18 protein-coding genes are annotated in these 23460 nt (G+C 34.3%); 9 read left to right on the forward strand and 9 right to left on the reverse strand.

Annotation, left to right across the window (positions count from 1 at the left end):
• Positions 1–309: 309 nt before the first annotated feature.
• A complete protein-coding gene (locus BT797_RS11670; RefSeq protein ID WP_075472181.1) occupies positions 310–1416 on the reverse strand; it encodes a RepB family plasmid replication initiator protein in 1107 nt (368 codons plus the stop codon).
• 745 nt (positions 1417–2161) lie between these two features.
• Here BT797_RS11670 and BT797_RS11675 point away from each other — a divergent pair.
• Positions 2162–2440 carry a pyocin activator PrtN family protein gene (locus BT797_RS11675; RefSeq protein ID WP_082295247.1) on the forward strand — a complete coding sequence of 93 codons (279 nt, stop codon included), beginning with the start codon at positions 2162–2164 and terminating at the stop codon, positions 2438–2440.
• Between the two features lie 716 nt (positions 2441–3156).
• On the opposite strand, the gene BT797_RS11680 is transcribed toward BT797_RS11675, so the two are convergent.
• Positions 3157–4971: an Ig-like domain-containing protein gene (locus BT797_RS11680; RefSeq protein ID WP_075472183.1), complete on the reverse strand. Its 1815-nt coding sequence runs from the start codon at positions 4969–4971 to the stop codon at positions 3157–3159.
• An 813-nt stretch (positions 4972–5784) separates the two neighbouring features.
• Between BT797_RS11680 and zur the strand changes: the two genes are divergently transcribed.
• Positions 5785–6225 carry a zinc uptake transcriptional repressor Zur gene (zur, locus tag BT797_RS11685; RefSeq protein WP_045111982.1) on the forward strand — a complete coding sequence of 147 codons (441 nt, stop codon included), beginning with the start codon at positions 5785–5787 and terminating at the stop codon, positions 6223–6225.
• Between the two features lie 24 nt (positions 6226–6249).
• Positions 6250–6711, forward strand: a complete 462-nt coding sequence (locus BT797_RS11690) for a chemotaxis protein CheX (RefSeq protein ID WP_045111983.1) — start codon at positions 6250–6252, stop codon at positions 6709–6711.
• A 111-nt stretch (positions 6712–6822) separates the two neighbouring features.
• Here BT797_RS11690 and BT797_RS11695 read toward each other — a convergent pair whose 3' ends face one another.
• The 6 genes from BT797_RS11695 to BT797_RS11720 all read right to left on the reverse strand — a co-directional run bounded on the left by BT797_RS11695 (position 6823) and on the right by BT797_RS11720 (position 14938).
• Positions 6823–7425, reverse strand: a complete 603-nt coding sequence (locus tag BT797_RS11695; protein ID WP_045111984.1) for a peroxiredoxin C — start codon at positions 7423–7425, stop codon at positions 6823–6825.
• Between the two features lie 262 nt (positions 7426–7687).
• Complete coding sequence (locus BT797_RS11700; protein ID WP_075472185.1) at positions 7688–8467, reverse strand: radical SAM protein; 780 nt, start codon at positions 8465–8467, stop codon at positions 7688–7690.
• 232 nt (positions 8468–8699) lie between these two features.
• Positions 8700–11684 (reverse strand): AAA family ATPase, encoded by a 2985-nt coding sequence (locus tag BT797_RS11705; protein WP_075472187.1) that lies wholly within the window; start codon positions 11682–11684, stop codon positions 8700–8702.
• Entirely contained in the window at positions 11684–12298 is a 615-nt protein-coding gene (locus BT797_RS11710) for an ABC-three component system middle component 1 (protein WP_075472189.1), read from the reverse strand. The genes BT797_RS11705 and BT797_RS11710 overlap by 1 nt, the downstream gene beginning before the upstream one ends.
• Positions 12291–14174, reverse strand: a complete 1884-nt coding sequence (locus tag BT797_RS11715; RefSeq protein ID WP_075472190.1) for an ABC-three component system protein — start codon at positions 14172–14174, stop codon at positions 12291–12293. Before BT797_RS11715 ends, BT797_RS11710 begins: the two co-directional genes overlap by 8 nt.
• 455 nt (positions 14175–14629) lie before the next feature.
• Positions 14630–14938: a helix-turn-helix domain-containing protein gene (locus tag BT797_RS11720; protein ID WP_075472192.1), complete on the reverse strand. Its 309-nt coding sequence runs from the start codon at positions 14936–14938 to the stop codon at positions 14630–14632.
• 100 nt (positions 14939–15038) lie between these two features.
• On the opposite strand from BT797_RS11720, the gene BT797_RS11725 reads away from it, so the two are divergent.
• From BT797_RS11725 to BT797_RS11750, 6 genes are all read left to right on the forward strand, one after another.
• A complete protein-coding gene (locus BT797_RS11725; protein WP_075472194.1) occupies positions 15039–15602 on the forward strand; it encodes a hypothetical protein in 564 nt (187 codons plus the stop codon).
• A 4-nt stretch (positions 15603–15606) separates the two neighbouring features.
• Positions 15607–16977 (forward strand): DEAD/DEAH box helicase, encoded by a 1371-nt coding sequence (locus BT797_RS11730; RefSeq protein WP_075472196.1) that lies wholly within the window; start codon positions 15607–15609, stop codon positions 16975–16977.
• A gap of 217 nt (positions 16978–17194) precedes the next feature.
• Positions 17195–17446, forward strand: a complete 252-nt coding sequence (locus BT797_RS11735; RefSeq protein WP_217653258.1) for a hypothetical protein — start codon at positions 17195–17197, stop codon at positions 17444–17446.
• Positions 17447–18065: 619 nt separating this feature from the next.
• Complete coding sequence (locus BT797_RS11740) at positions 18066–19448, forward strand: AAA family ATPase (RefSeq protein ID WP_075472199.1); 1383 nt, start codon at positions 18066–18068, stop codon at positions 19446–19448.
• The gene (locus BT797_RS11745; protein ID WP_075472201.1) at positions 19445–20362 is read left to right on the forward strand and encodes an HNH endonuclease family protein; all 918 of its coding nucleotides are present in this window, start codon (positions 19445–19447) and stop codon (positions 20360–20362) included. The genes BT797_RS11740 and BT797_RS11745 overlap by 4 nt, the downstream gene beginning before the upstream one ends.
• 365 nt (positions 20363–20727) lie before the next feature.
• Positions 20728–21630 carry a radical SAM protein gene (locus tag BT797_RS11750; RefSeq protein WP_075472203.1) on the forward strand — a complete coding sequence of 301 codons (903 nt, stop codon included), beginning with the start codon at positions 20728–20730 and terminating at the stop codon, positions 21628–21630.
• 56 nt (positions 21631–21686) lie between these two features.
• Here the strand turns inward: BT797_RS11750 and BT797_RS11755 are convergent, their stop codons facing one another.
• Complete coding sequence (locus BT797_RS11755; RefSeq protein WP_075472205.1) at positions 21687–23339, reverse strand: hypothetical protein; 1653 nt, start codon at positions 23337–23339, stop codon at positions 21687–21689.
• Positions 23340–23460 lie beyond the last annotated feature (121 nt).

The following is a 23460-nucleotide window of genomic DNA, read 5'->3' on the forward strand; positions in this document are numbered from 1 at the left end:
ATCCAAGACCTGCTAGAATATCTACTCTACCTGCTTCAATAAGAATGTATGATGCTGCTGACAATGTAATTAATGCTTTTGTTGCTTTCATGTTGTTTTTCCTTAAATTATTTTAATATTACTTTAGATATATTGTACCACAATCATTGAAAATGTAAAGAAAAAACGTATTATTCGCTTGACTTTCTCGTTAAATGCTGATCTGAGCATAGAGACAAGTTAACTAAAAATACTTTAGTATTGAATGCAATGTTTAAATTGTGAATATATAAAGGATTATTGGTTTAAGTGACAAACAGAAAGTAACTGTTAATCAAAATAAGATTCAGGGTAATCTACATAATCATATAAGCTAACGTTGCTTAATTCGGCCTTTGAATTGTCTTCAACGCTCATTTCATTAAACTCTGATATTAGTTTTGCAAAAGCTCCTTTTTTCATAAATGTTTCTTTATTTGCTAGTATTTCGGTTGGTGTAAACGTTTTAATTTTCTCTTTCACATCAACAACTGCTTTAGCAATTTTCTTTATTACATATTTAGACCATACAATGAACTTTCCATCTTTAAGCTTTATTATTACCTCTTTATTAAACTCTAATATCTTTTCTTTATCTTTATCATGCACTTTATTTTCTTCTTCTGATCTAGTTTTTCTTAACGCTTTACCTTCTGCACTTTCACGAAATACTTTTTTAGATAAAAGTTTAAATGCATTGTTGAAGAGTTGATTACAATTCTTCTTAATTCCTAGAATTTCAGATAAATACTCTGTTTTAAGATATTTCTCTTTATCAAGATTAGACATTGATTGTGAAAGTAGATAAATCGAAGCTCCTGTCTTATTACTCTTAACGTCTTTAAAGTCGCTTATTTGTATTATAGTGAGGCATTTATCATCTAAGTTTAAGTAGCTTAAGAACTCTTCACTAAACATATAACTTAATGTATTAGTTTTTTTATCATAAGAAATCTTTTCAAATATTGAGAATGTATAGGTCCCAACTATCTTTTCATCAACGTACTTCTCAACAGTAATTTCTTTATCTGCTGATAGTTTTTCAGCAAATTCTTCTAACGCATTACATATTTCTGCAATAGTGTGATTAGCCTTAACCTTACATGCTTTTACAATGCTTGATCCAGCTTCACATTTAACGTATATAAGCTCTTTAGATTGATGGTTAAGAGCTAAATGATGATGTTTCTGAAGTAAGTGACTGTATATAAATAAGTCGTGTTTAATATTCGCTTGAACGTCATTAGATCTTACTTTCTCTTTTCTGATCGGACAAGAAATAACTTCTTTTTGCACAGATTTGTTTCTGAAAAAAGCACTTTGGATTTGGAACGTTGGTATTGTGATGGTTTGGTTTGATAAACCTTCGTAATTATTTATTTTAGTGTAAGTAGTCATTATAATATTTCCTTTCGATTAAATTTATAGAAAAGAAATAAATAAATGTATTTTTGCGGATTATCTATGTTTGATTAGAAATTTGGCTTTTCTCTTCTGTTTAATATTGTTGTATAACAAATCTAAAAAGAATCAATAGCGTTACAGAATTATTTATATGCTCCGCAAGAAAATCTTTGATTTTCACTTCTGATAAAACACCTCAAATTGTTATAACCCACTAGTATTATCAACATCTTAAGCAAGGTTTTATTCAGAAGAGCTTGCAGAGCAAGTATTAAAAAATATTTTAAAAGATCACTAAAATTACTTAAAAAATTATTTTGTTTTTCCATTGGTTGTTCTAGAGCAACCTTATCTGTTTTCTAATCTATCTATTAAATCTATCTAAAAAGATATATCTAGATATTCTGAATTATCAGGAGAGTACGGCTAAAACTGTGTAATTCTTAGGAGAGTACGGCTAAAACTGTGTAATTTTCAGGAGGTGGGGGTGTAATTCTTAGGAGGTTGGGGTTATCTAGGTTTGTTTTTATTCCTAAAAATCAATGTTTCCCTCTGAGTTTTAAAAGCCGACTCATTTATTAAACTTTAGAGCAGATATTTATAGTTCTTTATCATTTCAAAAATCACCTTGTTTTAGTAAGATGTATGTGTTGAAAAAAGGAATTAATTCAACGTAGAAGAATTTCTTCTACATTATCGGTGTAAACCGATAAGCCCAATTTCGCTTGGGCTATGTACTATGAAAAAAACTGATGAATTATCACGAACTCATAAAATGCTTTTAAAGCAATTTGGAAACGTTGTTATCAATGTTGAAGATATTGCAGAATTGTATTTGAATATTGCACGTAGAACAGCTTTAAATTTGGCTAAAACGCATTCTTTGCCTTTTCCTTGTTTTAGGCTGGGGGATTCTAATAAATCTCCAATGGTGTGTCATATTTCTGATTTTAGTGACTACATTGACAAAAGACAGGAAGAAGAAAAAAGGATATGGAAATCTTTTCAAATCATCTAATTCTTTTGTATAAAATCAAAAGGTAGCTCTATTTCTTAGGGTTGCCTTTTTCTAAGTTTAACCCCAAACATTCCTTTCTCAACTCATTTGCCCCCTTATATGACCCCACGAATAAATTACGTCATCATTATTTAATTAACTAGTTAAATAACAGTTACTTATAACCAAAGAAAGCCACTAGTGTGTCCAATCCAACATTGGTGCAATGGAGAAGCGTCCTGCGGCGTGAACACTGTTAGTAACTGGCTTCGTCATTTGTTTATCTCTCTTTATATTATAGTAATTTTGCTTTTAGTTACCCTGATACCCGTATTACATTTCCCCTATAGTCCTCTCGAAGAGTAAGAGTTAATGACTCTTTTTCTATCGAAAAGCGCATACTTTCAAGCAAAGAATTACGATTTAAAGCTGTGACCATCGTCAAAATTAAAGGCGACATCATACACCCGGAAGCAATAACTTTCAAAAATAAAGTTATGTACCTCGCCACGCTGAGAGCATACATTGAAATTATCAAAAACTCGGCAGGAAGGTACTTATTGAGTTCAAATGAGGAAAAGAAATATTCAACGTCCTCTATCGACCAACTTTAACTGAGATTATAGGCTTAAGTGTTGAGTTCCGTGATTGCCTACAAAGGCTTGCTAGCTGATCAAGATACTATGAAACAGTGTTAACCTTGTTACAAGCTAACACTGTCCTCAGGCTAATGTAACTTATCGTTTATTTAATAAGAAAACATCAAGGTTATCAGACGTTCCTCGATAACCTTGCTCAAAGATATACCCAGAAGCAAATTCACTATTATCACCATAAAAATCAATGAAGAGATCACCTCCTCTTATTCCTTGTTCATCATAGAGAATAGAGACAAACCCGTTGCCATAAGGAGCAACAAGCTCACCACATGTATATACTTTATCTCGATGAACTGTACAGGATGGATTACTCTCATCTAAATTAAGGACAATATTACCAGTCTTTATATCCGTTTTTTCATCATTTGAAGATAGTGTGGAATATAAAAGCTCCCCACGATATATAGAGTTAATCTTTGCTTCATTCGGTACTGAATACCCAGAGAAAAACCGCGTATAAAAACTTTCATTATATCCATATCTACTTTTATAAACATTTACATACCCAGTAAACCCAATAATATTACCCTCATCGTCCTTGCTCTCAATGAAATAATGTCCAATATCCTCTGCTTGAATATCTTTAACAAAAGAACTAACTGAGACATCAATATTGTCGCCTTGATATGTCAAAGTAATATCATCCTCTCCAGCTAAAAGACCTCTATCTCCAACTACTTGTGTATAACTAGAATTAATTCCAGCTCCAAGCTTGACAATATTGAACGTTGATAGCCCCCGATTAATATCTACAATAAATTCAGACTTAATATTTCCAAATTTTGCCAAAATATTAGTTTGACCAACGCTTATACCATGGACGCTTCCTACACTATCAACAAAAGCCACATTTTCATCATCGCTAAACCAAGAAACATCATCTGAGATGTCCATTTTTGAACCATCACTGAAAGTACCTGATGCAAAAATTTGCAGATTTTCTCCTTTAGCTACATAATGAGTACCTCCCAAAATTTCCATCTCAGAGAGTGTAATCGCGGGAACCGTAACCGATAATTGCTCACTGTTAAAATTATCATATTGAGCTGTTATTGTAGTTTGTCCTCCCTTAATACCTTTAACAACACCTTCATTTGTTACCGTGGCAATAGATTCATCATCACTAAGCCAAGTAATACCATTCAGTAATGATTGTTTAGTTCCATCACTAAATACACCTACGGCAACCATTGATTGTGTAAATCCAATAGGAATGGATTTCAAATGATTTTCTTTAGGTAATACTTGGATTTTAGTAATGACAGCATCTGTTACTTTTATTTCTAAGGTATTGCTCTTTTCATTCTTAAAATTAGCCGTTACCTTTGCCACACCAGCACTAATACCTTTCAAGATCCCATTTTCATTCACAGATACAACCAACGGGTCACTGCTGACCCAGCTAACATCAGACACTACATATTTCCTAGTCATATCACTAAAAGTCGCAATAGCAACTGTAGGATACGAACGTCCCTTAGGAAGAGTACCGGAATAACCCGAGGTAAACCCAGCCCGAAGACTAGAAACATTAGCATCAGTCACAGACAATGAAATACCGTTACTGTCAATAGCACCATATTTTGCCATTATTGTCGTGATACCTTCAGTAATACCTTTTGCTAGACCAGTTTTACTTACTGTTGCTACAGCCGGATCTGAAGTAACCCAATTCACTTCTTTGGTAATATCCATTTTTGAATTGTTTTTATAATATGCAATAGCATTAAAAAGTAAGGAAGAATCCGAAGCAATTTTTGCAGTAGGAGAACCCGCTATATTTTCGTGAGTTATTTTAATTGATAGAATATCCTTGGCTTCAACTGATTTTGTTGATGAATCATCGTTGCAACCAAGAATAATTAATGAACATAAAATGATAATTTTACGCATAAAACATTCCTATAATAATTTATTGTTAGAAGAGCATTTCCATCTTGAACGTCCGTTTTTTAAAACATAAAACGTTAATAAGATTGAAAAATGGCTATTCAATATAAAAATAAGGCATGATTAAACAATAATTTATCCAACTCCGCAAATGAGAACTATTATTAATTACGAGTGTTTTTATTGCACGATATATTACGTAACAAAAAATAAACATATCATTACTTAGACATCAAAGAAGTACAGTATTTAGTCTTCGTTATAATTAACCAACATCAACAGCACAGTTTCAAAAAATAAAATTAAATTAAATTAAATTAAATTAAATTAAATATATCAGACACTTAACGTAACAACTTCAATTTTATAAGTTCAAAGTTATATATAATATATTGAAAACTAAGCGGAATCCTTCAAAAGTAAGAGCATGAATAATTATACCTATAAATATATATGTTATATTTATAGGATCGTTGGAGCCTTATTGCAGCAAAAATGGAAATAGTGTTTTCGCTAATATTAACTAGTTATAATGACTATGTTGAACATATGGAAAAAGAAAGGACGACTAAAATCGAGGTAAAAAGAACGGTATAACAACGACAACAAATCGCAGTAGCTAAACTGACCTCTGGATTCAGAATAAAACCGAAAATAGTAACATAAAGATCAACCTACCGACTCACTTATGCATACAGCCATAACTGCAGAATAGTAATAAACTTTCGACTTAGACCTAGGTTATCTCTATTCACGATTAGACAACTAATCTTAATGTGTTAGCATTATCCTTTCTCAGCTACTTTAATGATCCCTATGACAGATTCAGCGAACAATTTACTCTACAGAGCACAACAACTCTGTGTTACTCGTGCAGTTCGCTTCACCCCAATTAGGCAGCAGATTTTTCTGTTAATGGCACAGCACAACGCCATGATCAGCGCTTACGATCTGCTTGCTCAATTGCAGCAGTTAGAACCAAACGCAAAACCACCCACCGTCTATCGTGCACTGGATTTTCTACTTGAAGAAGGTTTTATCCATAAGATAGAATCAAGTAACGCATTTATTTTGTGTCCGCATTTTGGTGAAAAACACCCTTCTCAACTACTCTTGTGTAAGAGTTGTGGTGGTGTTATTGAATTACATAATGCAGAAATAGAAGAGTTACTACAATCACTTGCCGATGAACATGGTTTTGCAATTACGACTAAGACAGTCGAAGCACACGGTATCTGTGCTGATTGTCGTGAATAATTAAATTTTCAGGAACAACAAACTATGCGTGTAGAGTTTATCAATCCATTTATCTCATCTTTATTAAATGTATTAAATACCATGGCACAAGTGGAATTAACACCCGGTAAGCCAAGACTCAAAAAAGATGATAAAGCCAAAGGTGATATTTCCGGCATCATGGGAATGATGTCAACGCAAGCCAAAGGCTCATTTTCACTCACCTTTGATGAATCATTGGCATTAGCGATCATGAATAATATGCTAGGTGAAAAACCAGCTAAAATTGACGCCGAAGTCATTGATATGGTCGGTGAGATAACCAATATGGTCACAGGTGGCGCAAAACGCATTTTAGCCGATAAAGGTTTTGATTTTGATATGTCGACACCAATTGTGGTATCAGGTAAAGGACATACCGTGACTCACAAAGCTGAAGGGCCTAAACTATTGCTGCCACTGACCAGTGCATTCGGCAGTGCATCTATTGAGATATGCTTTGATTAACGAACTCAGCTAAACGTTATTTAAAACAAGCTCATTAAATACTAAAAAGCCAATCTCAATGAGATTGGCTTTTTTATTAGGACTTAATTTTACTTAATAAGTTAAGTAAAATTATAGGCCTTTAGCATTTTTGCTTAGGTATTTAGCAACGCCTTCTGGAGATGCGTCCATTGCTTCTTTACCTTCTTCCCATTGTGCAGGACAAACTTCACCGTTTTTCTCGTGGAAGTTTAGTGCATCAACCATACGTAGCATTTCGTCGATGTTACGGCCTAATGGAAGGTCGTTAACAACTTGGTGACGAACAACACCGTTTGTGTCGATTAGGAAAGAACCACGGAAAGCAACACCAGCTTCTGGATGTTCAACACCATATGCTTGACAAATATCATGTTTAACGTCTGCTACTAGTGGGTATTTAACTGGACCAATACCGCCATCTTCAATAGAAGTGTTACGCCATGCGTTGTGGCTGAATTGTGAATCGATTGAAATACCGATAACTTCAACACCACGTTTTTGGAATTCTTCTAGACGGTGATCAAAAGCGATTAGCTCTGATGGGCAAACAAATGTGAAATCAAGTGGATAGAAAAATACAACCGCTGATTTACCTTTCGTGAATTCAGCAAAGTTAAAGCTATCAACGATTTCGCCGTTACCTAGTACTGCTGCAGCTGTAAAGTCTGGTGCTTGACGTCCTACTAAAACCATTTTAATCTCCTAAATTAATTAAATATTTGCTTATTTTACGGCATAATTTTTACATTAAATATAATCTTAAACCAATTGCTTTAGACAATCATTTTGATAGGTTAAAACTATCAAATACTTGGTGATTATAAGATAAACGTTATTGAAATATAACCATAGCACCGCACTTTCTAGTTGTCATCTTGTGTAATCGATTTTTGTTAACGCTGTGATAATAACAGCGCTTAATGTTGTGATTGTTACAGTGCCTGTGATCGTGAAATTATAATCCGCGTTGCCACTCTTTTCGTAGCGGGCTCAGTTCTGGCACTTCGATGGCACTGCGTACTTGCGCTAACAACTGTGCTTTATCCTTCCCTAACGTTCCTTTTAAAGACAGGTAGTTAGAGGCGTGATCAGATCTGAACACGGTATTTTTCAGGTCTAAATTCTCGAGCAACATTTGCATTTCCAAAAACAAGCCCTGCTGATCAGGTAACTGGAAGCCATTAACAAAGTTTTGGGCAAACTTAGCTTGCCCTAATGGAAAAGACACCACTAACGTCGATAAATAATCTGGCTGCGCGGCATTCATTAAGCGCGCAGAGTTTAATGCATGCTGCTCGGTAAACTCAGTACCACCCAGACCATTGAGTATCATCACAGAAGTTTTAATGCCCGCGCCTTTCAGCTTATATAGGGCGTCAAGTTGTGAATCATAAGTCTCCCCTTTTTCAACTAATGCGAGAACCTTATCATCTCCACTTTCACAACCAACATAAACAATACCCAATCCTAAATTACATAACTCATAAAGCTCTGCTAATGATTTACTTTTAATATTACGTGGTAAGCAATATGCACTGACTCTCTGCACATGTGGCATGTGTTTACGAATAAGTAACAAGATCTCTTTTAACCGCTTAAATGGTAGTGTCATGGCATCCCCATCAGCGAGGAAAACGCGCTGATGTTTTTGCCCGCTAGCAACGACACTCAAAATTTCGGCTTCGATATCAGCTATCTTTTTAGCTCGAAATTTTTTCTGAGGTTGCGTGTACATACTCAGTGTAGTTGTGGTGAAAATATAATATTTTATGCGTCGAGTGATTAGATCACTGATATAGATTGGCTTTATAACTAATGATTTATATTACATACAATATAAAATGTAATATAAAAATGGCAGGAAGTCAAAGGTCACGCTTTACAAACCAGAACTTAGGAAGCAAAGCGAATATAAATAGCCATGTTCAATAGCTTATTACACGACCTTTAGGTATTTCGCTTAATGATTAAAGCACTAATTCATTCGCAATGACTCCATGCTCTGTCGCTTGTAATTGGCATATAGTCACAGGCACCCCGTCATTTTCAAGCTTTCTCCTTAGAAAATTAGCCTGAACCTTGTCATGAGTGGTCAAAACAAGCTGAAAGCCATCCTCAACAATAAAATCACGTAGCAAATCAAAAACAGACGATGAATGTACTAAATCATGATGTTGAGTAGGGTCATCCAAAAGAAGCCCGCGCCATGGAGACCAGTTTTGTTTTTGTGCCATAGCCATCAAAAATGTCAACTGTAAATCGGTAATTTGAGCTTCACTTGCAAGCATATTTACTGATGTAACACCATTATGCAAAGGCGCGGAAATAGTAGCAACCGGCTTATTATATTTAGTGGTGATATCCAACCCTGTTTTAGAATATCGTGGGTCAAGTACAATTCGACTAAGTAAAGAACGCCACATAGGTTCAATCTCTTGAACTCTACCGTCTATATTTTTCAGTTCACCAGCAAGTTTTTTGGAGAAAAGTTGAAGAGTATCTAATTTTTTGTTTATCTCATCAATTTTTATTGATTGTTGCTGAGTTTCAAGAATCAAAGACTCCAAAAATATAGTTTCAGAAGCTTCGCCTTTTATACTATTTATAGTTTCTTGCAAATCAGTAAACTGTTTATTTTCGGTCCATCTTGATATTTCAGTTTGAATATTATTTAATTCGTTTTTACACCTAACTAAATTTATCAGTTTTTCATTAACGTTATCAATAAATACAATTAAGCTTGCTAAATCAGGTTCATTAAGTAGCCCTAAACTAGCCCAAGTAACTTTGGTTTTATTAACCACTGATGAATACTCGTCTATCTCAAATTGATTTTGCTGCTTATCTCTTAATGTTCGCTCTATTGTTAAACGTATCCTTTCAAGTTCCTCTTTAATAGGGGGAGATAGAAGTTTTGATTCATTTAATTTTCGTTCTTTATTACTGATAGCTTTAACATTCAGTCTATCAATATCCGCTATTACATACTTTTCTAACTCATTCTTCTTTTGCTCATACGTTCGCTTAGCCTCTTCCCCGCTAGATTTTAAACCTCTAATCTTAAACTCTGATGACCGTAAATCCTCTTCAACATTCTCAATATCACTTATAGATATAGGCTTAAGATAATTCTTTTGTGATGTAAGATTATTACGTTCTGTAGTAATATTTATAAGCACAGCCTCTAAATCGTTTTTAGAAGCCTGAATATTGTTTTCTTGAGCATAATTTTTAATTTTTAATAATGAATTATTAAATCGCTCAGGTAACACTATATTTTCGATAATCTCGGTGATTTTAGCTCTAATATTAATGACTAAATCTTTTGATCTAACATTAATCGACACGACTTTAGATAGCTCTTCTTTAGCTTCCATTACGAGACGTTCTTTATTTTTTAGCTTTATTCTAAGCTCCTGAACACTGTCAGCTATAAGAGTAATACTCGGATCTATTTTTGCTAATTCAACACTAATTCTTCTGTGAAGCTCAGTAAATCCATGAGATTCTCCGCAGACAGGGCAATCGTCCTGATTCTTTGGTAATTCAGACGCTATAATAGTAACCGCCGAACGTATAGAGTCCGATGCTTTTGTCAAATGCGATAAATGTAACTCTTCTTTTTCTAATTTTGATTTAACTATATTCTTTTCTTTCGTAATTAAATTAACATTATCTGAACATACAGAAACGTTAGTTTCCGAAATTATAAGGGCCTTTTTAAATTCATTTTCTTCATTATTTAACTGTACTAGTGTTAGCAAGTGCTCTTTAGCTCGATCTACGCTTGCTTCTTCATTCACTAATGCTTCAAAAGACTTATTAATAAGTATATGTTTGCTCTGTAGTTCAAGTTGTTCTTTATGCTTTAATTTAGTCAATTCGTCCTTGTTTTCAGCTTCATCAATTTGAGAACCAACCAAAAATATACGTTGCTTGATAAGACTAATTTCATCATTCAATTTGTCGTATTGCTCAATCTTTTCCATTGTAACTTTCAATGAATTTAACTCGTTAAGCATCGTATTATATGACGTATTTATATTTGCTTCTTCTAACTGCTTTGCTTGTAAACTTGCTCTATCCGCCAATACTTTTTTTTGTAATTCACTATTTTTATTTGACGCCAACTTCAGCTTAGAAAAGGAATCTAAGTAGTTTTCAACAATAGGTTTAATCTCAACTAAATTATTCTTTTTCTTACTTTCTTCTTGATACTTCATTTCTGTTTTAGATACTAGCTGGATCATAACATCTTTAATTTCAGATAGTTTTTCAGCTGAAACCCTACTGTCATGATTTAGAGTGATAGCAATATTGTTTAAACTTTTAATTAAACTTTGAATAGCAACTAATGGCTGTTTGGAATTTTTTTCAATTTCGGTCTTCTTATTTACTAAGCCTTGGAAATCAGTTAATTTTTTCTGTGCTTCATCCAAATCTCTACTCGCATCTTTTTGATGTAAGTTTGCTGCTCTTTTTACACTATTTACTAATTTATTTGCACTTGCCGCATCTCGACCAATTGGTAATTTATTTAGTTGTGTTCCGGCGGTATCTGATTGTACAAACCAATGACTACCACGTTGATCAAGCATATGAGTTAGTCTTAGTAAATAGGGTAAATCTTCTGAGGCTGTTTGACTTAAAACACTAGTTAAGTCACCTATAAATTCAGTTTCACCATAGCTATTAATTTTAGCTGTTTTACTCGCGTTACAACTAAATTGTATACCAATGGTTGCTTGATCTTGCTTGTCTCTAACCAAAGTTTCCAGCGTTGTTAATCTGCTCACTTTTCCAGTTAAAATAAACTCAATAGCCTCAAAAATGGATGTTTTACCTGTTCCGTTTGGGGCAATGATAATCGTGGCACTTTCACCAAATTCAATTTTTGTATTTTCGCTAAAACGACGAACATTACTAAGTGTTAAAGATTTTAATTTTGTCATTAGAGCTCTTCTTTACTGATTATTGGTGAAAATAACATATCTACTAAATCACTACCTGACTCACCAGACAAAAAAGCTTTACGCCATAATGACTGCTCACTTTCATTAAACCAAGTATGCTCTACACCTGTTTTTTTAAATGCATCAATTAAAGGATCTGAAATATTGGTGTGTAAATCAGCACCAACTAGCGGACAAAGAAATGTTCTTGCTAGTAGAGCCGATAGAGCCTCATTAGGACGTGTTACATACTTCCTACAAAATTGCTCACTTGATTCAATTTTAGTTGCTTCTTCTAGGCTTAAATTACAAGCATTGGTATCTATAAAGAGATAAAGGTCTGAAGCCTCGGGTTCAGATAAAAGATCTCTACATTCAGCTGCCCATCGAATTACATTAGTTAAGCTTTCCTTATCGCTTACTGATGCAACTAGCAATGTACGCCAACCACCTTTTGTATTACTAAACCTACGCATACGCAGTACCGCTCGGTCTATTCTTTCTTCATTGGAAGATAATAAAAAATCATCGATAATTTCACTATTATCTTGAATTTCAAATCTATTTTTTGAAACTCCATAAATTTCTAAAATAAACTTTTCAATACTATCCATTTATTACTCCTTTAATGCTCTCTTCTCTAGCCACCGCTCTAGATTGCAAACTTTCTTCGAAGAATGTTTTGATGTCCAGCAAAGACCCTCTGTTTATTAAACGTCTAAATAAAATAGAATTTGTCACTAACAGGTCTGGTGTTTTTGATGTAGCGAGGCTATCTTTTTCTTCTAGAGAAAAGGCTAAACTTTCATCAAGAACATCACTCGGTGATGATTTAATTTGAGACATAATTAGTATAGAGTTAAGTTCACTACCTAAAAGCTGTGCAATACCGGCTTCATCAGTTAACTCTCTTGCATAACGAGGTTTATCTGACGGTCCGCCCCAATAGCCAAGTGCTAACGTATTTATCAACAGACCATCTTTAGTTACCTTCCAGCAATCATCTTTATCGTAAAGGGCTGCAGATACAATGAGTAAAAACTTAATTCCTTCAGCCAGAATATTGGTAGATTTAGGGCCAACTCTAAGTTCTGAGTAAATATCTTCACCTTCACTTTTAGGTTGAAGCATTTTTTTTAAAAAATCATTTCTATCACTAACATTTGATTCTAATCTTGGTTTCCAATTAAGCCAGCGTTCTTCAATTGCGTCTCTTATTTCTACATTTTTCATGTCTCTAATTTTATGACACAAAACGTCGCAAACTTTAGTCCAGGTAACGTTATACATTTCATCTGAAAAAAAATTAGCCTCTTTTTCCAATTCTTTTGTCAATCTCAACTCCCTATATTCTGAAGTTGCTTTTGGCGAAAGATTACTTGAAAACCATCTCAGTGATTCAAAGTCATATTCACTAACCCCTAAAGTATGTGAGACCGCATTTCTTGCCTGTGATTTCCATATATCCATTTCGTTAAATACCGCGGCAGACGTTCCATCAAGATGAAGAGAAAAACGCATTAGAGGAATTGATATTTTACAGTTTATATTATCAGCCTGGTTTAAGGATATGATTTTTAAAGATGTTTTCTCATTTGAATTCCAGAATTTTTGAACCAAATTGTCTGGTTCTTCAATATCATCACCATTCAAATTGCATATTCCTGAGATCTCCCAGTTACTATTCCATCTTTTAAATTGAGTCCACCTTTCTTTATCAGCGATTAACTCGGATTCAAGTTCAGAAAGAATATGTCGGGGTTGTATTGCAACGGTATAAGTGGAGTTTTGGTCAATAAAAGAATTTATTGTTTTACGTGTTTTAGTACTGTCTGAAAAGTGTCGAGATAAAAAAGATTCTGTTGTTTCTTCTAGATCAATTTCAAGACCAGAGCTACGAACATCTAATAAACGGAACGCTTTGATTATATGTTCCCACCCATCAAAGTCACACCATGTAGTGAGCCAAATATAGGCATTTTTAACACTAGTATCTTGTTCAGCCAATAAAGCTAGAGCTGATTCAGTTGTCATATAATTAATATGTTGATGACATAAATCATAAAAATGTCTAACTTGGTAATCTTTTTTTATTTGAACTGTTAAATCAGGGACTTCAATTACAAAACGACGAGTTGCTAACTCTTTAGGTGTCTTTCCTCTTGACCATTTAGCCAGGCTGGCAAGTGACTCATCTAGCGGTGATAGCTCCTGAGGTGCTCCTTTATTTTTCCCGGAAGCTTTCGTACTTCTCTCTAAAGGTAAACTTGAAAAGGGAGTTAGTTGCCTTTTGACCTGAATATGTTCAAAAATATCATCCCCAAGATCAATAACTAAGTCATCCCATTTATCAATATCACCTTGCTCACAACCCAATGATTTGAAATGGCTGCGACCATCAATAAAAGCATCTAACATTATGGCTATATATTTAGTTGCGAGAGCGAGCTCATAAGTACGGGTTCTATCTAATCTAATCTTTTTTAACATACAACCTTCATGCCCTAAGCTTTATAATCATTTAATATGATGATCTCTATAATAAATCCACGGTTATAAAACTTAGGTCGTGTAAAGAGACATCTTTATATATATGATTAAAATCATCAAATATAAAACCAACACCTTAAACTAGTTTTAAAATCAATGCATTATCTTATTACCCACAATTGAGTGTGTAACTGTTTTTTTCATAACACTGTGAATTTATTTACCGAAGGAAAATACGAACTGATTGGCATCATATGTAAGTAATATGATGCCGGAAATGACTTAATAATACCGATATAAAAAGACTTTATGAAAGCGATAAACTAGGTTTCCAACTCATACCCAGGACTTATCTATTAGGTTGTAATGAGCATGTAGTAAATGAATTACAACACAATAAATAATATTGAAAGCTATGCTTGCCAAAATAAACCCTATTTATCGCTAGAGATTCCTTACTTAATATTTATTAACCTGTTTATTAATAATAACTTTTCATCTTCAGACAATTTATCAATCAAGCACGCTAATTCAGCTGCATTATCATCTTCACAAAAGAAGTAATTAAGTGGCACGCCTAACTCATCCGCCATGCGTTGCAAAGCGGTGATATCAGGAGTGTGACGCCCTTTTTCGTAGTGGTTCATGCGTCCACTTGCCGAACTTGGTTCCATACCTATTTTAATACCCAAATCCTTTTGGGTAATGTTAGCTTTTTTACGCGCTTGTTTAAGGCGAGCTGGGATTGGGTTCTCTCTAACCACAAGTGTTTCATCTTAGTAATCCTGAATAGCTTAGATTGTCTAAGTTTTACTGATTACTGTATACTTAGCAATCCTAAGTTTTGGTTTTGAGATATTAATAATGGCGAAAGCTATAGCACTGCATCCTGATGTATATAATTTATTGATAGTAATAAATATAAATAATTTTACAGTTTCAGAAATACGAGACGCACTCATGTATGAGTCAGAATTTTTTAATGATAAGACTGAAACTCGTAAATGCATTTATCGTGTAATTTGTAAACTAACCAAGCTAAAACTACTAATAAAGCATACTCATTCGGAAGTAAAAAATAGCCGGTACATCAAATCAGAAAAATTTATTACTACTAATTTTGTGATTAAATCCAGTGCTGACGTACCAGCAACACAACAACCGAAAGTAAAGGTATTGCCGAATGAAAAAGGCGAAAACAATACTAATTTCCTCTATGAACTATCCAAAGAAAAGAAAACATATGAAGCAGAACTAGCTATCTCACTAAGTGAGGTCGAAGAATTTAAAGATTTAATGCAACGTTTTCCGAAACAAAGTGATCTGTTCAAGCCCTTTTACTTAGAAACTCGGGAACGTTCAGTTCAATTGCTTGGCAAAGTAAATGCCCTAACAAAAGTACTGAACACCGTTGAATTGGCCGCATAATTAAATGTTAAGAACTTGGCAATCAGAATGCTTAGATGCAGCATTAAAGAAATTCGTTTCAGGACAACCTCACTTTTTATGCTTGGCTACACCAGGGGCAGGTAAAACGGTAATGGCCGCTGAAGTTGCGTCGTCACTAAAGCAACAAGACAGTATAGATTTAGTCTTATGCTTCTCACCATCGTTAGCTGTGGCAGAAAGTATTAAAAGCACCTTTTCGTGGCGATTAAACTGCTCCTTTAATGGTGGTATCGGCTCAGTTGGTGGTTCTTATACGTATCAAAATATGTTGTATATGAATGATGAGTTTTGGGATTTACTTAAACGTTATCGCGTATTAGTTGTGTTCGATGAAATACACCATTGTTCAGGTAACAGCGTTATTGAAGCAAATGTTTGGGGAATGGAAATACTAACTAAGATCCAAGACTACGCAGCCTTCACGCTCGCTTTAACAGGTACACCATGGCGATCAGATGCTCAGCCTATTTCACTCTCCCGATATTCTAAACCTGAAAATGAGATCCAATGTGATTATGTATATGGTTTGTCTGAAGCAGTTAAAGACCGAGTTTGCCGTTCCCCAAAGGTCGTATTAGTTGATAACGATAACTTGAGCATTAATAGCGCAAGCAAAGAAGCTAAATGTTTCCACTCAATTCAAGAACTCTTGATGAATGAATCTATCCCTTATTCAGCGATCATAACCAACCGTGAAGCAATGCTGTATTTATTAAGGTTAAGTTGCCAAAAATTAACTGAAATAAGACAGATAAACACCAGAGCAGGTGGCCTTGTCGTTGCATCATCAGTTGAGCATGCCAACGAATTATTATCGTTATTACAGAATGAGTTCAACCAATCAGCAGTGATCGTTACTTATCGTCACGATGACCCCCTTAATGAAATTACGCGATTTAGAACAAGTGATACTCAGTGGATTGTTAGTGTTGGGATGGTATCAGAAGGAACTGACATTCCACGGCTGCAAGTGTGCTGTCATTTAAGCCATATTAAAACCGAATTGTACTTCAGGCAGGTATTAGGTCGAATACTGCGTATAAGTGACGCAGAGAACCAGGAGGCATGGCTGTATACCATTGCAGAGAGTCAGTTATCATCTTTTGCAGAGCGTATCGCTGAAGACCTACCAGACAATAATACCGTTATGCGATTAGACCGTAGTACTGAGCAGAGTTTTGATATCGATAATATCTATGGATCTAGTGCCGGCAAATCAAATTCAACGTCGGCTGTAGACAAACTTAACGTAAACATTGAATGGGGGCTCGAAATAAACAATTCTCAATTTGCTACCCAAGATTTTGTTTTAACACTAGGCACATTTAAGCAGCGTCTGCTTTCCGTTTTTTAAACCGTATTCACACTGAATTAGGTTATTTAAATGAAGGTGAACTACATATCCATTCTCGTGATAATTGAGAACGATTAGACGACAATTAGCTTGTTCTTCCGGACCAGTTAGCTCGCGTTAAATAAATAATTCATAGTTCTCTAAATTTGTACCCACCTGTAATGGTTAAGTAATTTTGTTGCATTCCAGCTAATGTAAGACTCTATTTAAAGGTAAAATGATGAATAAAAAAATACACTTAGAATATAAATTCGTAGAAGGATTAGAACTCTATAATTCACACGCTGACGAGCTAACGTCTGCGTCACTAGCTAAGATGGTACGAGAAGCATCGGAAAGTGACTACCACATTGTACTAAAGAGAATTGAGGGACTATTTGATGCTGAACCGAATACCTCTGAAGGTGATGAACTTGAAAAGCTTATTTCTTTTATTGAAGCATATGAGGATAAGCATTACCCAATTTAGACTCATTCTATAACACGTTCATAGGAACGACACAGTGTAATTATTGTGAACATAGAAATGAGCCTTATCCATGTACGTAGAAACGACATAATGCGCAGCGGGCATTAACAACATAAAAGTAAGCCCTGTATTAAGCCGATATCGCTCCTTTCTGAGAGTTAGACCTCAACTCACTCAAAATATGTTCATATCGATTATCCATAAATTTCTCATGCGATGATTGTAATTTGCTTTTCACATAACATAATTGACAAGAATGACCCCAAAGTAGTGGCCAGTATTATTGAGTCACTACATAACGCCTTAAGTGTAAATTATCAATTGACTACCACAGGATATAAATGTTTTGTATCGGATTTCTTCTTATTGCGTTATGCTAAAAAATAGTTATGAACAGGAAAAATAAAAGCAGAATAATATTCCAGTCAGTCCTTCCGGTGATAAACGTTCCGCAATTAAACAAGATTATTTAGATGCCTGTGATCAAGAGGGCGGTGAAATTTCACTCCTCCATCATTAGTTCAGCTTATTGTTAATTCACTTAAACTTGATCATTGTATGAATCATGATTGTGGTTCAGATGAACATAATATTTTATATTTAAATAGGTTTTTAAATTTTGAAAAAACATAAAACTTCATACATATTAATTAGCTTAACAATCATCATTTTAATGGACTTACTTGTTGTTTTAAATGATATTTTCGAGCCTTTAAGTCGCGTATTTACAAGTGACTCATTTAATCTTGTATTAGATAAAATTCCTTATATCACTATTGTTATTGCAGTTAGTATGATAGCTATTTATTTAAAGGAAAGAAGTATCTATCATAAAAAAACGTTTACTCAGTTTCATGATTTTAAGCCTGAAGTAGGTAAGCATAATTTTAGGGTCTCAAATTTCCAAGGGATTCATAATATTGATGTGAATTTACCTTTTGATTCATCTTGGATTTTTCTCACAGGTCAAAATGGCTACGGTAAAACGAATATACTTCAAGCATTAGCTAGGGGGCTAAGTAAGGCTGATGATGAGCGAGTCTATGATGGGATTAAGCCTATTGGTTTAAAAGCCAAAATAATCATTTCTATAGATGGGCAAGAAAATACAATTCCCAAGATACAAAATAGTTCACTACCATTTCAAAAGATGGGGTTTCGGGTCTTAGGCTATGGAGCAAGCCGTTTAGAGATGGGCAGTGACAGAAGTACCAAAGAGTATAAGCCATGTTCTAGTTTATTTGAATCACAAGTGTTACTAAGAAACATAGAAAAAGAAGGGTTAAGTCGTTGGTACTTTAAATCTAAAGAAAAAGAAAAATTTGAAGATTGTGTAAATAAGTTTAAGCAATTGATGCCTAATTTAGAGGACGTTATTGTAGATGATAATAATGAAGTTTGGTATGTTGAAAAAGATACAAATGGACATTTATTACCCAAAGTACAGTTTCAGGATTTAGCAACTGGATATCAAAATATAATATCTATGGTTGGCGATATTATATTAAATTTATCCATGTCAGTAGCTGATTATGAGTTAGAATCACTTGAAAAAAAAATGAGAGCAATAGTCCTGATTGATGAATTAGAATTATATTTACACCCTAGGTTACAAAAAAAACTACCAACAATTTTAACAGAATTATTCCCTAATGTTCTATTTATTGCTTCAACACATAGTCCAATACCAATATTAGGAGCTCCCCAAAATAGTGCTATTTATTCCGTTGGCCGAACGGCTGAAAATGGGATATTCATGGAACGTTTAGACAATAGAATTGATTTTGATGAGTTGCTACCTAATGCAATTTTAACCTCACCTGTATTTGGAATGGAAGATATTTTCTCTAATAATTTTAAGGGGGATAAACCTATTTATACAGATAATAATTATAATGAAGTACTATTTAAAAAAGCTATTGATAAAAAAATACAAGAAATTAATAATGACGAAATAGAAAGTGCATTAATCGAACGGTATAAGAATAGGCACGAAAAATGAGACTTGTGTTTAAGAATAATTCTGATAGAACAACGAAATTAGAAGACAAATATATTTTACCGATTTTAAATAATATTTGTTTTCCTAAAATAAATACCACATTGATTAATGATTCAATCTATCGAGATGCATATACCACTGAAGATGGAGGGCGCTCACGTGTGGAAGATAAACTCGCTCTTGCTTATAAGAATAAGTGTGCATATTGTGAACGAATTTGTAAAGCTGATATTGAACATTATAGACCCAAAAAGAAAGTTACCGATGATGTAAAACACCCTGGTTATTACTGGCTTTGTTACGAATGGACAAATTTAATACCATCTTGCATTACTTGTAATCGAGATGGAGGAAAGCATAATCATTTTACTATTATTGGAACAAGAGTTAATGCCCCCACAAAACTACTCGATGGAACATTAGATTTGGATAGTTTTAAAGTTGATTCAAAAGAGTTGGCTGCTGAAAAACCACACTTACTTCATCCAGAAGTCGATGCACCGGAGGATTTTTTTCGCTTTGAAGTTGATGCAAAAAAATCAGGCATTAGAATTATAGGTATTGATGCAGATTTGAGAGGGAAGAATACAATTAAGATATGTAAGCTCAATAGACAAGAATTGACTGTAGATCGTAAAGTTAATGTGATAGATGATGTGATAGACTCTTTAAATTGTAGTTACATAAAATATTCTGATACTTCTAAATATACTAAGGATCGGTTACTCGATGAACTCGAAGATGTGTTTGATATGCTAAAGAATAAAAGTGTTAATATCGAGAAGACACACACATATCTAAGAAAATATATAGTGTTGAATAGTGACAACTTTATGCAATTGATGACTCCATTTTTAGGAAGTTTACCTATGATTTTAATTAAATTAATCGCCGACAAAAAACTCAATAATTAACGATTTTACAAATATTAAGAAGGGTCCATAATATTAATTTCTAATTAAATTTTAAGTTCAAGTGTGTGATTTTGTAGTGGATAATCGCCTAAAAAACACGATTAGGGGGCATTGACCTGTAATTAATTTTGTCAGTTCATGAATTCCAGTACATCATACGGTAATTGATCAAATAGTTATCGAAAAAACAAGTAATGAAATAATACACCAAAAATAGACCAAGTTAATGATCGATTTTCTTCATGTTAATACGCAACTGGCAACTTATTATGTCCAATACCAAGTTATAAATATCAATCAACAAAAAATCGTAAATTAAACCGTTATGATTTAAGATTGGCTTTTAATCTTAAAAAGTTATCGATATGTACCCTATAGAATACATTGAACCAGTATTTCGACCACCAAGCGAATGGAAGAGCTTAATTTTACAAGTGACTAATGGTTGCTCATGGAATAAGTGCTCGTTCTGTTCGATGTATGAAGGTGAGAACAAAAAATTCAAACCGAAAAAAATAGATCAGATTGAAAAAGAAATTATAAGCGTAGCTCAATCAGGCTTATCTACAGGCCGTGTTTTTCTAGCTGATGGCGATGCTATGATGCTGCCATTTAATCGCCTAAAACAGATCCTTGAGCTTATTAAGCTTCACCTACCTCAAGTGACTCGTGTCTCTAGCTATTGCCTACCCCGTAACTTAACGAATAAAACCGTTGAGCAGCTAACAGAACTGAGAGCTTTGGGTCTTAAACTCATGTACGTAGGTTGTGAAAGTGGTGATGATGAGGTTTTAAAACTCATCGATAAAGGCGAAACCTACCAAAGTTCAGTTGTTGCCCTTAACAAAATTAAACAAGCCGGTATGAAAAGCTCCGTGATGATTTTAAACGGTTTAGGTGGCCCTGAGTTTTCTGAGCAGCATGCCATTAATTCAGCCCGCTTGATGAATGAAACCCAGCCAGATTATTTATCTACTTTGGTTGTAAGCTTCCCATTTGGTGAAGAGCGGTTTGCTGAAAATTTCTTAAAAGAAAATCGACAACCTTACCGTCAGTTACGCCAGCAAGAACTGTTTAAAGAAATGGAAATTCTTTTAACTACGCTTGAATTGGAGCAAACAATATTCCGCTCTGATCACGCTTCGAATTACCTGGTCCTAAAAGGCACCTTGGGACAGGATAAAGCGCAGTTACTTGCAAAGGTTCAGCTGGCACAGCAACAGCCAGGGGCAATCCCTTTACGTCAAGAATGGCAACGAGGGCTGTAAGCTATCTAGTAATCAATTTGAAGAGGTTGGTATAAACGTAGTGTTTTAATCCATATTTACGGCCAAGAGTAACTGGTTCTATTTAGGTGTTCCTTCATTAGTTCACCTGAAAGATCCGCCCCCTCCCAAAAATGTTTTTTAACAACATCAACGCCAGGTTGTCCAGAAGAAAAGCTGTTAGAGATATAAAGAGCCAAATAATGGTGAGTGGATTCAAGCTCATTATTGATATTTAAGGTAGATTGATAAATTATCTTCCTCAACCTCATAAACTTACTTAAGTCATTAACGGTCTCCTTTCCAACCCATATGAGTAACTCAGAGCAATACAGTAAAAAGTGGAGTAATGAGGGTCTAATTACTGTCTCAAGCTGCCATGGTTGGAGTTCACGTTCTTCAGCTCGATGAACACTATAAGATAAGCGGTTGTATACATGATAAAACTGATCTTTTGCACCTTTTAATGCACCTTTGATTTCAGAAGGAAAAGAGTGTTTTATTGCTGCGACAACAAAAAGTGATATGTTTGACAAAATATGCTCATCAACGTTTTGTAATTTGATTTCTAAAAGTCTATTTACCATTCTAGATATGAGCAACATATCAGAATCTATCTGGTCAGATTTTATTGACAGAGCTTGAGCTACTTTATCTGCCTGTTTATTAGTATCTAATTTTATTTGTATCCACCTTGATTGTTGACACAAAAAACCTAGGGCGGATTCCCATTCAGGGCTACTGATTAAATTATTTTCAAAACTTAACTTTGCTAATACTTTATTGTAATAGTCATTTTTTAGGATAGTTGTCATTAACGTGTCGTAAAACTCATGGTTAATATCCTCGTATACATCATACCTAGGTTTTATTTCCTTCAGTAATAACGAGCATACTTCATTCTTATTTTTAAACGTTTCTGTTATTTCATCCTCTATTTCTTCACAGTCAAAAGCATTATCCCATAGAACTATCACTTTACGTTTGACAGCTCTTTCCACAAGCTCCAACGCAATAGGTAACATTATGATTAATCTTGAATAATTATCATCACCATCGGGCCTTCCTTGATCAAGTTCATAGAATAGAGTCATGAACAAAGACGAGTTTTCCCGAGACTTCAGGCTGTCTATATCATTAAATTTAACAACGTTGTCAAAAAGTGTTTTGGCATCAGGTTTTGAGTCTGCACGGCGGATGAAACTTTTCCATTGACGATTTAATGTCGATAACTTGTAGTTAAATGTAAATAATTTATACCAACTAGAGCGGCAAGTTGATTCAAAGCCAGTTTCAAAACGTGGCCTTAAGCTTTTAGGAAAGAGAGCGAGTAATTGCTTTTTTTCTCGATCGTAATTAAAGCTATATACTTCAGTTGAGGTTTTACCGTATCTAGCATTTAAATACAGCACTAACTTTTCTGGAGTTGCATCTTCATTAGGCAGTGGTAGAGGATGGCTTAATTCAAATCTAGAGCCAAAAATTGCAACTAAATAACGGTCAAACGGAGTATTGCATTCTTCAAAATCTTGTTTATGTTCTACTAATTTAAAATCGGAAGTTAGGGGCGGCTCTTCCCCTTTCATTAAAGCTTCATATAGTTGCCGGTATAGAGGAGAATAAACTTGAGGTGAAATAAAGTACTCATCTGATTCAAGACTGATATACATCTCAGTATATTTTTTAAGCTCAACTTTAGTAATCTTCTTCATCAGTTCCTCTAGACATTAGTAATGCGTATCACGATCTTAATTTACGTCAACCTTGAAGTAAATGATTAAAAACAAAGCATTATACCTTTATCATTTTTCCGCAAGGCTAGAGAACGTTGCT

This window comes from Moritella viscosa (assembly GCF_900120065.1).
Classification (GTDB): Bacteria; Pseudomonadota; Gammaproteobacteria; order Enterobacterales; family Moritellaceae; genus Moritella; species Moritella viscosa.